A 16319-nucleotide genomic window follows, 5' to 3' on the forward strand; every position below is an offset into this window, starting at 1 on the left:
AGATTGTAGTGGTCAATAAAAATTGGTCACAGTTTTAGAATTTTCCCAATATAATCGTTCTGATTCATTGGGCGTTAGTCCACCATTATATTGATGGGGTCTGAGTTGGCTGTAATATCCAATGATATATCGAATGATTTGATGCTGAGCTTCAGCAAAACTTCGATAACCTATCATTGGCACCCATTCTGTCTTTAAACTTCGAAAAAATCGCTCCATTGGCGCATTATCCCAGCAATTACCGCGTCTGGATAAGCTTTGCTTGATCTGATAACGCCATAATAACTGGCGATATTCGCGACTAGTATAATGACTTCCTTGATCTGAATGAAATAGGATATTTGTTGGCTTACCTCTTGATTCAAAAGCCATTGATAATGCTTTTCCCGTTAGTTGGCTATCGGGTGAAAGCGACATCGCCCACCCAAACTTGGTCTGGCTCCGTGACGGCAAATTGACGTCCGAGATGATTCGGTATTTCAACGTGCTCTTGAGTCACTTTTTTATATCGATGTTTTGGTGTTTGGCGACTCACTAAGCCAAGTGATTTCATTAGCTTAGTTGCCCGATAGCACGTTAAAGGAACTTGTTTTGACTTCGATACAATATCAGCAATAGTACGAGCACCCGCAGAACCGTGACTACTTTCATGGGCTTCTCGAACAAGAGCCCTAAGCCGTGTTTGTTCCGCTGACGGTATTTTTGAGCGCTGACGCCAATATTGATAGCTACTGCGATGAACGCTGAACACATCACACAGTTGTTTAATACTAAAGCCGATTGACTGAAAAGTACGCCCCCAGTAATGGGAAGTAGTACAAGCCTCCATTGCAATCATCGACCCAGGAGGGAATTGACGAATAGTATCCAGCAATTTAGCCCGAGAAACCTTGCGGTTAGATGCAATATTCCCATCACTCATCCAGACGCAAACCTGAAAGACAGATTTTGCCAGATCGATACCGATAACTTTTATCTCGTTCATGATGTAGTACCTCTGTGAATAAAATCGCTCAACATAAGTATGGCAAAACTTACATAGAGGGACGTCCATCACATCACTACAAGAAAACCTTAGCCTTGTTTTACAAATAAATACAGAAACAGCCAGCCGTAAGCAATCTTTTGACGAATTGCAATATGAAGGAGCAATTATTGAAGGCGAATACCGCATTATTTGAGACTGTTCTAATTTTTGTGTAAGTACCCTTTTTAGATTATCTTATTGATTAAATTAAAGAAGGTACTTAAATAGATAAAAATATTATCAAGGCTCTCGCGTCAGAGTTGGCTAAAAATATTAAAAATGAGAAGGATCTCAGCGAGTTTTCATCTTTGCTTAAAAAGTTCACCATCGAAACTGCATTGAATGCTGAGCTTTCTGAACATCTTGGATATGATAAAAATCAGCCAACTGTGGCGGATAATTCTCGGAATGGTTTTAGTCAAAAGACGCTAAAAACGGAGAATGGCACCCTATTAATTGAAGTTCCTCGAGATCGTCAATCTTCTTTTGAGCCACAGCTTATCAAAAAGCACCAAACACGCATGACTCATATGGATGAGCAAATACTTTCTTTATATGCAAAAGGCATGACTAACCGAGAGATTGTCTCTTTTTTCAAGGAAATGTATGACGCAGATGTCTCTGCCTCTTTAATTAGCAAGGTAACTGATGCGGTTATTGAACAAGTCATTGAGTGGCAAAATAGACCTTTAGAATCACTCTATCCTATTGTTTATTTAGATTGTATTGTTGTTAAAGTTCGTCAACATTCAACCGTAATAAATAAATCGGTTTATCTTGCATTAGGCGTTAATCTCAATGGTCAAAAAGAGCTTTTAGGATTATGGATCGCTCAAACTGAAGGGGCTAAATTTTGGTTATCCGTGATGACCGAGCTCAAAAACCGAGGTGTACAAGATATTTTAATCACCTGCGTAGATGGCTTAAAAGGCTTCCCTGAGGCCATTGCGTCAGTTTATCCTCACACTAACATCCAGTTATGCATTGTGCATATGGTGAGAAATAGCCTGCGTTTTGTTAGCTGGAAGGACTATAAAGCCGTCACATCGGGTTTAAAAACGGTTTACCAATCTGTGACTGAAGAATCGGCACTTGTCGCATTAGATAAATTTGCAGAGCAATGGAAATTAAAATACCCAAAAATAGCAGAATCTTGGCATCAACACTGGCCTAATTTAAGAACTTTGTTTGATTACCCATTAGACATACGTAAAGCGATTTATACGACGAATGCGATAGAATCATTAAATAGCGTTATTCGCCATACAACGAAAAAAAGGAAAATATTTTCATCCGATGATTCAGTAAAAAAAGTCATTTATTTAACCGTCATGAACGCATCACAAAAGTGGACCATGCCGATACAAAATTGGCGTTCAGCTATGAACTGGTTTATGATCCACTTCGATGGTCGGATCAATGACCACCTGTAAATAATACATGGGGAACTTACACAAAATTATCTACAGGCTCCATTATTTCAAAAAATTACGTTTGACTATCCAAATTAATAATAAATAACGTCAACTCATCCATATAGTCCGCATACACTGCATCATTTCCCTACATCCATATACTGAGCATGGTTATAAGTACCAAGAATCGAGTTCTTATCGAAATACTGTCAACAACGGGTAAAAAGTGATCCACTTACCGCCTCCATCAACGGTCTAATAGTGATCCACATTATTCATTCTGGATTCGGCTCAACGATAACCCCAGCTTTACGTTTTTGTCTCAGTCGGTAACTTTCTCCTTTTATTTGTACAACGTGTGAGTGGTGTAAAATACGGTCCAGCATCGCAGATGTTAGTGCGGCATCCCCTGCGAACGTTTGATCCCATTGTCCGAACGGTAAGTTGGATGTCGGGATCATCGCACTTTTTTCATAGCGTTTAGCTATAACTTGGAAGAACAACTTAGCTTCCTCTTGGCTGAACGGCAGATAACCTACTTCATCAATGATAAGTCGCTTTGGTGCCATTACTCCACGGTGAAGCGTCGTTTTATAGCGGCCCTGCCGTTGTGCTGTAGACAGCGAAGCAACAGATCTGCTGCTGTTGTAAAGCGAACCTTTATACCTGCTCGCACAGCTTCATAGCCCATTGCTATTGCCAGATGTGTTTTCCCAACGCCTGATGGTCCTAGCAACACGATATTCTCGTTGCGTTCAATAAAGCTCAACGAACGCAACGATTGGAGCTGCTTTTGTGGCGCGCCTGTGGCGAAGGTGAAGTCATACTCCTCGAATGTTTTCACTGCTGGGAAGGCAGCCATTCTGGTATACATTGACTGTTTACGTTGATGACGTGCGAGTTTTTCTTCATGCAGCAGATGCTCCAAGAAGTCTATATAGCTCCATTCTTGCTCCACCGCTTGTTGTGACAATGCGGGGGCTGCGCTGATCAGGCTATCCAACTGTAGTTGTTCAGCGAGAACCATTAGCCGTTGGTGTTGAAGTTCTACCATTATGCAACTCCTCTACTGAACGTATCGTAGATGGACAACGGATGATGCAATGGTTGTATATCGAAGATCACTAAGCTTTCATCAACCTGTACGTCATACGATTTTTGCACCGGTGGTAGAGACAGCATGGATTGTTGCTCTTCAACCCAACGTTCACAGGGGCGAACTTGGATAGTTTCATGTATCCGTTGATTCGCTACATCATGCAGCCAACGTACCCTGTAAGAACCTTCCTTTATAACCCAATTTAAATTGTCTTTAATAGATTACCCGACTTAGCAAAAGTAAAAGGTGAAATCTCCCTCTCCCTATTCACACCCAAATAATCAGCCCACCACTGCACCATCAGCCTTCTTTCCTCAATATGTTCCGCCTTATGAATATAAGCAGCTCTTACTGAGTTACGTTCTTGGTGGCTCATCTGGCGTTCTACTGCATCCTTCGACCACAAGCCTGACTCAATCAACGAGCTACACGCCATCGTTCTGAAACCATGCCCACACACTTCCGTCTTCGTATCATAGCCCATCACACGTAATGCGTTGTTTACCGTGTTCTCACTCATGGGTTTTCTTGGGTTATGATCGCCGATAAAGATCAGCTCGTGATTACCGCTGAATTGATAAATCTGTTTTAAGATCTCAATGGCTTGTCTACTTAAAGGGACTAAATGAGGTGTGCGCATTTTTGATCCACGGTGTGAATGTTTAACCCCTTCTATCGCTTCGCGTTCAGCAGGGATCGTCCACATGGCATTTTCAAAATCGATTTCATCCCAACGAGCAAAACGCAGTTCACTGGAACGAATGAAGACTAATAAGGTAAGTTTGACAGCAAGTTTAGTTAAAGGTCTTCCCTTATAATCATCGATGCGTTGTAGGAACTCAGGTAGCCGTTTCAGTTCTAGGGCTGCTCTATGGACTCGTTTACCTGTCGCAACAGCACCCGCCATATCTTGTGCGGGGTTATAATCGATTAAACCACTTTGTACTGCGTAACGCATAATACCAGTCACACGCTGTTGTAAACGTGCCGCCACCTCAAGACGTCCAGACATCTCTACGGCTTTAATGGGTTCAAGTAGGTCGCGAGTTTTCAGTTCGGCAATATTACGTTTACCAATAGCAGCAAAGATATTGTCCTCAAGACTTTTGAGGACTCTATGGCTATGACCTTCAGACCATTTCTTATTGGTTGCATGCCAATCACGAGCAACCTTCTCAAAGGTGTTAAATTCTTTTTGCTGTTCTTCCTTTAATTCTTTCTTGAGCTCGCGAGGATCGATACCTAAAGCAACTTGCTTTCTGGCTGCATCCCTTCTTTCTCTGGCATCTGCTAAAGAAATTTCAGGGTATACACCAAAAGCCATTAAATGTTGTTTGCCGCCAAAGCGAAAACGGAAGCGCCAATATTTAGAGCCATTGGGGTGAATATAAAGAAACAAGCCATCACTGTCTGTCAGTGTATAAGCTTTCTCGTCTGGTTTAGCTGCACGAACTTTCGTATCGGTTAATGCCATATTCTTTGTCCTCTCACCTTTGAGCAAGCATATACTCTAAATAATTCGGATTACATGTAGGCGGCAAGTGAAGATAACCGAGGAGCATAGATAACTATGTGACTCGGATAGCTGAACGAAGCCAACAACCATGTAATTCGAAGTATGACGAGTATACATTCATTATCGAAGCGACGTATATACTCAGTTATATACTCACACGAAGGTTGATGTGGGTTGAGTTAGATTGACATGCATTGACTGAAAACGCGGGGAAAGCCTTGCAAACACTGGATTTTAGATACAAAAAAAGACGTCCGTTGACGTCTCTTGATGTTCTTATGGTGCCGAAGGCCGGACTCGAACCGGCACACCCGAAGGCGGTTGATTTTGAATCAACTGCGTCTACCAATTCCGCCACTCCGGCACGAAGTGATGTGTTTCTTGGAAAACGCTGTCATTATACTTGCCTTATGCCTACTGGCAACACTTATTCGTGAAGATGTTGTTTGTTCGATTAAAAAAAAAGCATATTCATTAGATTTGATAAAATCACAGGGAAAGCTTCTTTTGTTTATATATCTATTAATGAGTATGTTAACTTTTCCCAAATTATTTTTCTTATCGCGAGGCTCTCTGACTGGCGGCAGGTCATTATTTTTGTTAGTTTATCTGCAATCTAATGTCAATATTTAAGGTTTAATCATGGGTTTTGTTGGGTGGATAGCAACAGGTATCTTTATTGGCATCTTAATTGGTGTCGTCATGAAGATTTTCGCTAAGAAAAAATAATATTGGCTGAAAGGCTATTTGCAAACAATCATATCGGCTGGCTTCCAACATGAAGAAATCATTTCTAAAAGTTCTGTCTGTATCCGCATTATCTTTAGTGTTAATGGCATGTTCAAGTAAGACAGAAAAAGCACCAAAATTTCTGCAAAGTAATGATGTTGAATCCTCAGACTGGCAGGTTTTTGAGGGAGATAGAAGGACTTACGAGCGCGTCGCTAAGATTGTCGATTTATATGCTAATCGCATTTTTAATGAAAGTGATGCGCGAGGCATGGCGATTATTGTTATCGATAATAATCAGGCGCTATCGCGCTATTATGGTGAAACTGCACCGGGTAATGGTAAAAAACCGGGCCCAAATTCATTAATTCGCATTGCATCAATTACAAAATTAATGACAAGCGAAATATTAATTAAGCTCGAGCAAGATAAGAAACTGTTAATTACTGATCCGTTGCAACAATACGCCTACCACGGTGTTAATGTTCCTGATAATGCCAGTGGGCAACCTATTCGCTTATATCATTTAGCAAGCCATACCAGTGGGTTACCTCGCGAACAACCCGGAGGGAAATGGGGACGTCCTGTTTTTATTTGGCCAACTCAAGATAACCGCTGGACATGGCTAAAAACTGGCAAGTTAGATGCAACACCGGGTACAGAAGCTTCCTACTCCAACCTTGCATATGATTTACTCGCTGATGCGATGGTTAAAGCGTCAGGGCACTCATACCCACAGTTATTTAGCCATTACGTGACTTCTCCGGCTAAGATGACAAATACCACTTACACGCCAAATAATGCTCAATGTGCCCGTTTAATGGAAGGAACGAAACCAAGCCCTTGCCATAACACACTCGCAGCAGCAGGCAGTGGTGGCGTGTATTCTACCCCTGCAGATATGCAAAAATGGATGCAACAATTTTTATCGACAGACAGTAACTTAAGAAAAGTCACCGCAGCCCGTGAACAAGGTATCTATTTCCCACGTGAAAAGCTTTTAGAAATTAAAGGGATGGATGTTGCAGGCCATGCTGATGGACTCGGCCTTGGGTGGGTGTATATGAAACCTAAAAATGGCACTCCGGGAATTTATCAGAAAACCGGTGGTGGCGGTGGGTTTAATACCTATATGGCGATGATACCACAGCAAAACATTGGGGTATTTGTGGTGATGACCCGAAAAGATAGTAGTAAATTCAGTAAATTAACGATTGGTGTTAACGAACTAGTCGCTTCATTGTCTACTAACCATGCGTATGGGAAACATTGAAGGAGTACCGCCGAAGCGTTACAAGCAATGGCGAGTTACACCCCAACCTTAAAACGTGGATTTACCCGTGTTATCACGTTAATTGCGACAACAGCCTGAGATATTCAGGCTGTTGAGGTTGTTGACAAAGCGGGATAAAAGCGTGGTTTTTCCCACTTTGTGTTATCAGCCGAAAATCAATAAATTGATTTTCCTAGTTTATTTTCAAAACCTATTCGACTTGCTGCCAAACATAATATGTTTGGCAGCAATCTGAACAGCCTGAGATATTCAGGCTGTTTTTAATAAATTTACTATCCATTTTTAAAATCAATTATCTAATCTTCTCGGTAATCTTTTAGCTACTTTATCCACAACTGCAAAGCTAAAATGAGAACTAAAAATTACGCTATATCACCCAGCAGCCATCCCACTCTGGCTCATAAAACAAGTCAATCAGGATTGGCGAGTATCCTAAATGACATTAAAAGCCATAAAGTTAAATATTCCCAACAGATAGAAGATAAATCAATTAACCCTCAATTTACCTGTAAATATTTAGGCGATTTTGAAATGCAGGCTATCCGAGCTTATCGGCAAGAAGAGAGACGAATTTATCGTGAAAAATGTCAGAAAGCGTTTAAATTCAAAACCCATAATAGCCTATGCGGGGGAATGTTTTCTCTTGCTCAACAACTAGCTAATCGCAGTGGCGAAAATATTTTAGCTATTATTGATAACCCAGCAAATACATCTATCGTCAGGAAAAAGTTATTCCAACCACAAACTGGGTTATTAACCTATATCAGCGCTCTAGGTTACGCACTGTTTGGCTAAAAAAAACGGTAGATTTTCAATTTACTACCGTTTTTTATTTTTCATTGGCCTACCGTTATTTTCGCTTAACTAGCAAAACAATACTCACTATCAAAAATAGCAGGCTCGGTAAAACAGCAGCAATGATAGGGGGAACCGAATAGACTAAACTCCAGTTACCAAACCCTTGGTTAAGTACGTAGAAGAGGAACCCCCCCACAATACCTGAAATAACACGAACACCCATAGGAACGGTACGCAGTGGCCCAAAAATAAATGAAACTGCCATTAGCATCATGACGGCTGCGGATAATGGCGCGAGTATTTTTTTCCACATACTAAGCTCATAAACAGCAGCCACTTGGCCACTCTCTTTTAAATACGAGACATATTGATACAAGCCGCGAATGGATAGCGAGTCAGCATTCAGTGAAACTATTCCCAGTTTTTCTGGGGTCAGATTAGTTTTCCAATCTACTGTTAGTCGCTGTGAACCTGTGATTTTTTTCTCACTACTTAAAATTGACTCATCCACTTGAGATAGCACCCAAAGTTGATTTGTTGAGTCGTATTCGCCATTTGCGGCAAACATAACTGACTTCAACTTACGTTGATCATCAAAGCGATAAACCGATACATCTTGAATCGAGGTCGCATTATTAATCCGCTGAATATGGATAAAGTCATTGGCATCTTTTGCCCACATCCCCTCATCTGTCACCACTAATGAGTTACCCACAATTTTTTCTGCACGATAGTTTCTTGCCCACTGCTCTCCCGCAGGCGCAATCCACTCACCGATAAACATCGCAACAATGACCAATGGAACAGCCGTTTTCATCACAGATAATGCAATTTGTAAACGGGTAAAGCCGGAAGCTTGCATGACCACCAGCTCACTACGTGAAGCCAGTGCGCCTAACCCCATTAGTGCTCCCAACAATGCCGCCATTGGGAAGAAAATATCAATATCTTTTGGGACAGTTAATAAGGTGAATACACCTGCACTCAATGCCGTGTAGTCGCCATCGCCCACTTTGCGAAGCTGCTCGACAAATTTAATGATCCCTGCCAGTGAAACGAGCAGAAATAACGTCACTAAAATCGAATTTAAGATGGTTCGACCGATATACCTATCTAAAACACCAAACATCAGGCAACCCCTTTACTCAATTTAAGACGCATACGGCGCATTGGGACAGTATTCCACGCATTTAAAACTATCGCTAATATCAAATACCCCACATTTACCGCCCACATGGTATACCTTGGGTCGAGGTCGCCTTTATCGGCACTATTACGCAATGTGCTCTGTAATAGAAAGAAAATAAGGTACAGCAGCATCGCAGGAAGCATACTCAACACCCGCCCCTGACGTGGGTTAACCTCGCTTAACGGCACAACCATCAAAGCCATGACAACAACAGAGAAAACAATCGTTAAACGCCAATGGAACTCCGCGTTTACTTCAGGCGTATTTTCAGACCACAGTTGCAACATATTTTTTTGCTCGACTCGGTCACTACGCGTTTCTGCAGTTTGGTGATCAACAATGGCTTGGTAATTAACAAAGTCAGTTATGCGAAAATCGCGCAGTAGCGCTGTTCCTTCATAACGAGTTCCTTCATTTAGAACAACGACTTGACGGCCATCAGGGTCTTCTTTCATATAGCCGCTATCAGCTACCACAACAGAAGGTCGTTGTTCATTTGCAGCACGTAACTGAGCAAGAAAAACGTTCTTGAAGTTATTCCCTTTTACATCACCGATATACAGCACATAGTTGCCATCTTTAGTGGTTTTAAATTGCCCTTCCACCATGGCTGCTAGCCCAGGGTTCGCTTTCGCATCCGCCAATACTTGCTCTTGATATTGAGATGACCATGGCAGCATCCATGTAATGTTAGCAACTGCGACCATCGCGGTAATCACCGCAAGGACTAACGCGGCTTTCACTAAAACACTTTTGCCTAAACCGCAGGCGTGCATTACCGTGATTTCACTTTCAGTATAAAGTTTACTGTAAGTCATCAAAAGCCCAAGGAATAGGCTCAAAGGCAAGATAAGCTGCGCCATTTCAGGCACACCTAACCCCAACAAAGGAAGTACTAAGTTTGAAGGAATGTTACCCTGAACCGCTGCGCCAAGAATATCTATCGACTTCTGACTAAAAAAGATTAGCATCAATACAAAAAGTATGGCTAACTGACTTTTCAGGGTTTCCCGTACCAAATATCTAATAATGATCACGCTTATTACGCCTGTGAAAACTTGTCTTTTGGGAAGAAAATGGCTAAGTTCGTTCGATGTCTGCCATTTACTAACATATACTCTAGTTTATTGTATGGCTACAATGATATAAAAGCATTCTCTGTACTGATAGAAATATCGGAACATGCTTAATATTCGAGAAACCAGATATACCCGCCATACTTCATGGTGTATCGCAATTAACAGCATACAACGTGAGCTATTTCGCGTATAGATGGTTAGTTTAACATAAAGAGTTCATTCTCTATGAGGTAGATCATGCGAAACGCTAATTTTAGCGGGAGCATCGGCCTTTGTCTTTAAGATTCAGGAGAACGCATGGAGTTTAGTGTAAAAAGTGGTAGCCCGGAAAAACAACGCAGTGCGTGTATTGTTGTCGGAGTCTTTGAACCACGCCGTCTGTCCCCAATTGCTGAACAGCTGGACAAAATAAGTGACGGATATATCAGCGCCCTGCTGCGCCGCGGCGAACTTGAGGGTAAAGTGGGGCAATCCCTGCTACTCCATCATGTACCCAACGTTCTGTCTGAACGCATTCTACTTATCGGCTGTGGTAAAGAACGCGAATTAGATGAGCGCCAATTTAAACAAATTATTCAGAAAACAATCAGTACGTTGAATGAAACGGGCTCAATGGAAGCCGTCTGTTTCTTAACTGAATTACATGTCAAAGGCCGCAATAACTACTGGAAAGTTCGTCAAGCTGTCGAAACAGCGAAAGAATCGCTGTATGTGTTTGATCAACTGAAAAGTAATAAAACAGAACATCGCCGCCCACTGCGTAAACTGGTATTCAATGTACCAACACGCCGTGAATTAACCAGTGGTGAGCGTGCTATTTCTCACGGATTAGCTATTGCATCTGGGGTTAAAGCAGCGAAAGATTTAAGTAATATGCCGCCAAACATCTGTAATGCAGGTTATTTAGCGTCCCAAGCACGTCAATTAGCAGATATTTCAGACAGCAAACTCACCACTCGAGTCATTGGTGAAGAGCAAATGAAAGAGTTAGGAATGAACGCCTATCTCGCGGTGGGTCAAGGTTCACAAAATGAATCGCTAATGTCCATCATGGAATATAAAGGCAGTTCAGACCCTGAAAGTAAGCCAATCGTTTTACTTGGTAAAGGTCTAACCTTTGACTCTGGCGGTATTTCAATCAAGCCATCCGAAGGCATGGATGAAATGAAATACGATATGTGTGGTGCCGCAAGTGTATATGGCGTCATGCGTTTTATCACTGAGTTGCAACTGCCAATCAACGTGATTGGGGTATTAGCTGGCTGTGAAAACATGCCAGGCGGTCGCGCTTATCGTCCGGGTGACATCCTAACGACGATGTCAGGGCAAACCGTTGAAGTCCTCAATACCGATGCCGAAGGCCGTTTAGTTCTGTGTGATGCTCTCACCTATATTGAACGTTTTGAGCCTGAGCTGGTTATCGATATCGCAACCTTAACAGGGGCTTGCGTGATTGCATTAGGTAGCCACTACACCGGTTTGATGTCAAACCATAACCCACTGGCTCACGAACTGTTAAATGCATCTGAGCAAGCGGGTGACCGTGCATGGCGTTTACCATTAGCCGATGAATATTTTGACCAAATCACACCGAACTTTGCGGATTTAGCCAATACAGGTGGTCGTCCTGCGGGGGCTATCACTGCAGGCTGTTTCCTATCTCGCTTTGCCACGAAATATAACTGGGCACACCTTGATATCGCAGGGACTGCTTGGCGTTCTGGCGCAGCGAAAGGGGCAACTGGTCGCCCTGTTTCTATGCTTGCACAGTTCTTATTGAACCGTGCCGGCCTTAATGGTGATGATTAATCCCATTTAGTGATTTAGCTGTATATCACTCGTAAAAATATCCCGATGAGCAATAGCGATTCGGGATATTATTTTTTGGTTTTTGATGTCCCAAGAAAGCCATTTTGAGCCAGCTATAAAAAAGGTTATAATTCAGCATAGAAATAATCTGGCTTTCAGTCACCAAAAGAACATAACCAACAACCCTGCAAATTGAAGGGTAGCTATTTACGCTATACCCTAAATAATTCAGTTTGTAGGTAGGCGGCAAGCGGTTGAGACCTTGGGAGCATACAAAAGTATGTGACTAAGGTGAAAACGTGTAGCTAACACCCCTACAGATTGAAGTATGACGGGTATAGACGGGTATATGAAAAAAGCAATATTCTATCAACTTGAACTTCCCTCGCCGTCATCAGAACTCGATGGCCACGAATTGTTAACTTGTGAGCTTGCGGCTCAGCTATGGCGCAGTGGAAAACGCGTTTTGATTGCTTGCGAAACACAACAACAAGCTGAAAAGATTGATGAAGCCCTGTGGCAACGCGACCCGCACCAGTTTGTCCCGCATAATCTGGCAGGTGAAGGGCCACGTTATGGTGCTCCGATTGAAATTTGTTGGCCAACTAAACGGGGAAATACTCCTCGTGATGTTCTGATTAATTTACAAAATCAATTCGCAGATTTTGCCACTGCTTTCCATGAAGTGGTAGACTTCGTACCTATTGATGAAACTTTAAAACAGTTGGCGCGTGAACGGTATAAAACTTACCGTAGCGTCGGCTTCAATTTGACTATGGCGGCGCCGCCAACTTACTGAATACAAAAAGACAATGGAAAAGAAACCAGATAGCCCAATGAATGAGCCTTCGCTCGATAAAACGTATAACCCCGCTGAGATTGAGCAATCTCTGTATGCTCACTGGGAGAAAAGCGGTTATTTTAAACCTAATGGGGATACCACCCAAGACAGCTTCTGCGTCGTCATTCCACCACCGAATGTCACTGGTAGCCTGCACATGGGTCACGCCTTCCAGCAAACCATCATGGATACCATGATCCGCTACCAACGTATGCAAGGTAAAAACACCTTATGGCAAACGGGGACAGACCATGCGGGTATCGCAACTCAGATGGTCGTTGAGCGTAAAATCGCAGCAGAAGAAGGTAAAAATCGCCACGACTACGGCCGCGATGCATTCATTGACAAAATCTGGGAATGGAAAGCGGAATCTGGCGGTACCATTTCACAACAAATGCGTCGTTTAGGCGACTCTGTTGATTGGGAACGTGAACGTTTCACTATGGATGAAGGCTTATCTAAAGCCGTTAAAGAAGCGTTCGTTCGCCTTTATAAAGAAAACTTAATTTATCGTGGTAAGCGCTTAGTTAACTGGGACCCAAAACTACACACGGCAATTTCTGACTTAGAAGTTGAAAACCGTGAAGTTAAAGGCTCTATGTGGCACCTGCGTTATCCATTAGCTGATGGCGCAAAAACCGCTGAAGGCAAAGACTATTTAGTGGTCGCAACTACCCGCCCTGAAACCATGTTAGGGGATACCGGTGTCGCAGTTAACCCGGAAGATCCACGCTATAAAGATTTAATTGGCAAAGAAATTATTCTGCCAATTATCAATCGCCGTATTCCAATTGTGGGTGACGAACACGCCGACATGGAAAAAGGCACCGGTTGTGTGAAAATCACCCCTGCTCATGACTTTAATGACTATGAAGTCGGTAAACGCCATCAGTTAACCATGATTAACATGATGGACTTAGACGGTAACGTCCGTAATGAAGCGGAAGTTTTCGATACTAACGGTAACCCATCTACCGCATATAGCTGTGAAATTCCAGAAGCTTACCGCGGTATGGAACGTTTTGCGGCTCGTAAAGCTATCGTGGCAGAGTTCGAACAACTTGGCCTGTTAGTTGAAGTTAAACCGCATGACTTAACTGTGCCTTACGGTGACCGTGGCGGCGTGGTTATTGAACCAATGCTGACCGACCAATGGTATGTACGTACCGAACCTTTAGCGCGTGATGCCATTAAAGCTGTTGAAGATGGCCGTATTCAATTCGTTCCACGCCAATATGAAAACATGTATTTCTCTTGGATGCGTGATATTCAAGACTGGTGTATTTCTCGCCAACTGTGGTGGGGTCATCGCATCCCTGCATGGTATGACGAAAAAGGCAATGTCTATGTGGGTCGCGATGAAGACGAAGTTCGTCGTGAAAACAATCTAAGTGCGGATATCGCTCTGCGCCAAGATGATGACGTACTGGATACCTGGTTCTCTTCCGGTCTGTGGACATTCTCTACCCTAGGCTGGCCAGAAAATACTGATGCACTGAAAACTTTCCATCCAACCGATGTATTGGTCAGTGGTTTCGATATTATTTTCTTCTGGATCGCCCGTATGATCATGATGACCATGCATTTCATCAAAGATGAAAACGGTGAGCCACAAGTGCCATTTAAAACCGTCTACATGACAGGCCTGATCCGTGACGAAGAAGGCCAAAAAATGTCAAAATCCAAAGGGAACGTTATCGACCCACTGGATATGATTGACGGTATTTCTCTGGAAGACTTACTTGAAAAACGTACTGGCAACATGATGCAGCCACAACTGGCTGAGAAAATTGCTAAACGTACCCGTAAAGAGTATCCAGAAGGGATCGAAGCCCACGGTACTGATGCTCTGCGCTTTACTTTAGCAGCACTCGCATCAACAGGCCGTGATATTAACTGGGATATGAAACGTCTGTCAGGCTACCGTAACTTCTGTAATAAATTATGGAATGCGAGCCGTTTCGTTCTGATGAATACGGAAGGCCAAGACTGCGGTCAAAACGGTGGCGAAATGAGCTTCTCATTGGCTGACCGCTGGATCATGGCGCAATTTAATCAGACCGTGAAAGCTTACCGTGAAGCGTTAGATACTCACCGTTATGATATCGCAGCGGGTATTTTATATGATTTCACATGGAATGAATTCTGTGACTGGTACTTAGAGCTATCTAAGCCTGCTGTTCATAAAGGTAACGAAGCGCAAGTCCGTGCAGCGCGTTTCACCCTGATTGAAGTGCTAGAAGGTTTACTGCGCCTTGCTCACCCAATCATTCCATTTATCACTGAAACTATCTGGCAGCGTGTGAAAGTGGTTAAAGGCATTGATGCCGATACCATTATGTTGCAAGCGTTCCCTGAGTTCGATGCGGCTAAAGTGGATGAACTTGCGCTGAGCGACCTTGAGTGGATCAAAGAAGCCATTATTGCTGTCCGTAATATTCGTGCGGAAATGAACATTTCTCCAGGTAAGCCACTGGATGTGATGCTGCGTGGTGCTTCTGCTGATGCGAAACGTCGTATCGAAGAAAACCAAAGCTTTATCAAATCAATGGCACGTTTAGAAAGCATCCGCGTACTGGCTGATGGTGAAGAAGCACCGGTTTCCGTCACTAAACTCGTTGGCGGTGCAGAGCTGCTGATCCCAATGGCTGGCTTAGTCGATAAAGACGCAGAACTGGCTCGTTTAGATAAAGAGCTGGAAAAAGTGGTGAAAGAAATCGAAACCATTGAAAGCAAATTAGCTAACGAAGGTTTTGTGAGCCGCGCGCCTGCTGCCGTTGTTGAAAAAGAGCGTGAACGCTTAACTGCTAATATTGAAGCAAAAGCTAAAATTGAAGCGCAAAAAGTGACTATCGCCTCTTTATAATTATTAAGTAATTCATCATTTTTAAGCCCTTATCGATTCGTTGATAAGGGCTTTTTATTCGAGTATCATCAAACGACTGCGTTCGCAGTTCTCAGATTGAAGTTCCCTTCTGGTTCTCTCTACACTGAGTTGTACACAATAATAATCAAGAGTTTCACATGACAACACAAAACTACAAAATTCGTCTTATCGAACAACAAGATAACGCAGGCATTGCCGCAGTGATCCGCGAAGTTTCTGCTGAACATGGCTTAACCGCAGACAAAGGATTTGCCGTTGCAGACCCTATCTTAGATACCTTATTTGAAGTTTATAGCAAACCGCGCAGTGCTTACTGGGTGGTGGAAATGGATGGCGAAATTGTTGGCGGTGGCGGTGTTTCGCAAGTCGCAGGTGGTGATAGCCAAACAGCTGAGCTACAAAAAATGTACCTATCTTCTGTACTCAGAGGCAAAGGCCTAGCGAAGCAAATCGTACAAATGTCACTGACGTTTGCTAAACAGCAAGGCTATACCCGCTGCTATTTAGAGACAACCAAAGAGCTCCAAGCGGCCATTAAGCTGTATGAAAAATTAGGTTTTGAATTTATTGATGAGCCACTGGGTAATACTGGCCATAGTGACTATGAAATTCGCATGTTGAAAGCGCTATAGCTAT

The 16319-nt window shown here is 42.8% G+C and carries 10 protein-coding genes, 1 tRNA gene and 4 pseudogenes; 7 read left to right on the top strand and 8 right to left on the bottom strand.

The features are described from left to right. Positions 1-12: 12 nt before the first annotated feature. A pseudogene (locus tag PSF67_RS14380) lies at positions 13-985 on the bottom strand (IS3 family transposase). A gap of 266 nt (positions 986-1251) precedes the next feature. Here PSF67_RS14380 and PSF67_RS14385 point away from each other — a divergent pair. After that, complete coding sequence (locus PSF67_RS14385; RefSeq protein ID WP_272669551.1) at positions 1252-2460, top strand: IS256 family transposase; 1209 nt, start codon at positions 1252-1254, stop codon at positions 2458-2460. A gap of 55 nt (positions 2461-2515) precedes the next feature. On the opposite strand, the pseudogene PSF67_RS22105 reads toward PSF67_RS14385, so the two are convergent. The 5 genes and pseudogenes from PSF67_RS22105 to PSF67_RS14405 form a co-directional block, all read right to left on the bottom strand. After that, positions 2516-2648: pseudogene (locus PSF67_RS22105) on the bottom strand (hypothetical protein); the annotation flags it as partial. 69 nt (positions 2649-2717) lie between these two features. After that, a pseudogene (istB, locus tag PSF67_RS14390) lies at positions 2718-3496 on the bottom strand (IS21-like element helper ATPase IstB). Beyond that, positions 3496-3720, bottom strand: a pseudogene (locus PSF67_RS14395) (IS21 family transposase); the annotation flags it as partial. The pseudogenes istB and PSF67_RS14395, both read right to left, overlap by 1 nt. A gap of 23 nt (positions 3721-3743) precedes the next feature. Continuing rightward, the gene (locus PSF67_RS14400; RefSeq protein ID WP_272669550.1) at positions 3744-5015 is read right to left on the bottom strand and encodes a tyrosine-type recombinase/integrase; all 1272 of its coding nucleotides are present in this window, start codon (positions 5013-5015) and stop codon (positions 3744-3746) included. A gap of 321 nt (positions 5016-5336) precedes the next feature. Continuing rightward, positions 5337-5421 (bottom strand) — tRNA-Leu (locus PSF67_RS14405). Between the two features lie 414 nt (positions 5422-5835). Between PSF67_RS14405 and ampH the strand changes: the two genes are divergently transcribed. Both ampH and PSF67_RS14415 read left to right on the top strand, forming a co-directional pair. Beyond that, positions 5836-7059 (top strand): D-alanyl-D-alanine-carboxypeptidase/endopeptidase AmpH, encoded by a 1224-nt coding sequence (gene ampH / locus PSF67_RS14410; protein WP_166264056.1) that lies wholly within the window; start codon positions 5836-5838, stop codon positions 7057-7059. Positions 7060-7428: 369 nt separating this feature from the next. After that, positions 7429-7875: a hypothetical protein gene (locus tag PSF67_RS14415; RefSeq protein WP_272677197.1), complete on the top strand. Its 447-nt coding sequence runs from the start codon at positions 7429-7431 to the stop codon at positions 7873-7875. Between the two features lie 55 nt (positions 7876-7930). On the opposite strand, the gene lptG is transcribed toward PSF67_RS14415, so the two are convergent. Together lptG and lptF are read right to left on the bottom strand one after the other, a co-directional pair. Continuing rightward, complete coding sequence (lptG, locus tag PSF67_RS14420) at positions 7931-9007, bottom strand: LPS export ABC transporter permease LptG (RefSeq protein ID WP_166264052.1); 1077 nt, start codon at positions 9005-9007, stop codon at positions 7931-7933. Next, on the bottom strand, positions 9007-10104 hold the full coding sequence (gene lptF, locus PSF67_RS14425) for an LPS export ABC transporter permease LptF (RefSeq protein WP_102138168.1): 1098 nt from the start codon (positions 10102-10104) through the stop codon (positions 9007-9009). The genes lptG and lptF overlap by 1 nt, the downstream gene beginning before the upstream one ends. A gap of 339 nt (positions 10105-10443) precedes the next feature. Between lptF and pepA the strand changes: the two genes are divergently transcribed. The 4 genes from pepA (at position 10444) to PSF67_RS14445 (ending at position 16315) form a co-directional block, all read left to right on the top strand. After that, positions 10444-11955 (top strand): leucyl aminopeptidase, encoded by a 1512-nt coding sequence (gene pepA, locus PSF67_RS14430; RefSeq protein WP_102138169.1) that lies wholly within the window; start codon positions 10444-10446, stop codon positions 11953-11955. A gap of 349 nt (positions 11956-12304) precedes the next feature. Then, the gene (locus tag PSF67_RS14435; protein ID WP_272677198.1) at positions 12305-12754 is read left to right on the top strand and encodes a DNA polymerase III subunit chi; all 450 of its coding nucleotides are present in this window, start codon (positions 12305-12307) and stop codon (positions 12752-12754) included. 37 nt (positions 12755-12791) lie between these two features. Next, positions 12792-15662 (top strand): valine--tRNA ligase, encoded by a 2871-nt coding sequence (locus PSF67_RS14440; protein ID WP_206276058.1) that lies wholly within the window; start codon positions 12792-12794, stop codon positions 15660-15662. A gap of 158 nt (positions 15663-15820) precedes the next feature. Continuing rightward, positions 15821-16315 (top strand): GNAT family N-acetyltransferase, encoded by a 495-nt coding sequence (locus PSF67_RS14445; RefSeq protein WP_272677200.1) that lies wholly within the window; start codon positions 15821-15823, stop codon positions 16313-16315. Positions 16316-16319 lie beyond the last annotated feature (4 nt).

Origin of the sequence: Providencia sp. PROV076 (assembly GCF_028483405.1) — a bacterium.
GTDB lineage: Bacteria > Pseudomonadota > Gammaproteobacteria > Enterobacterales > Enterobacteriaceae > Providencia > Providencia huaxiensis.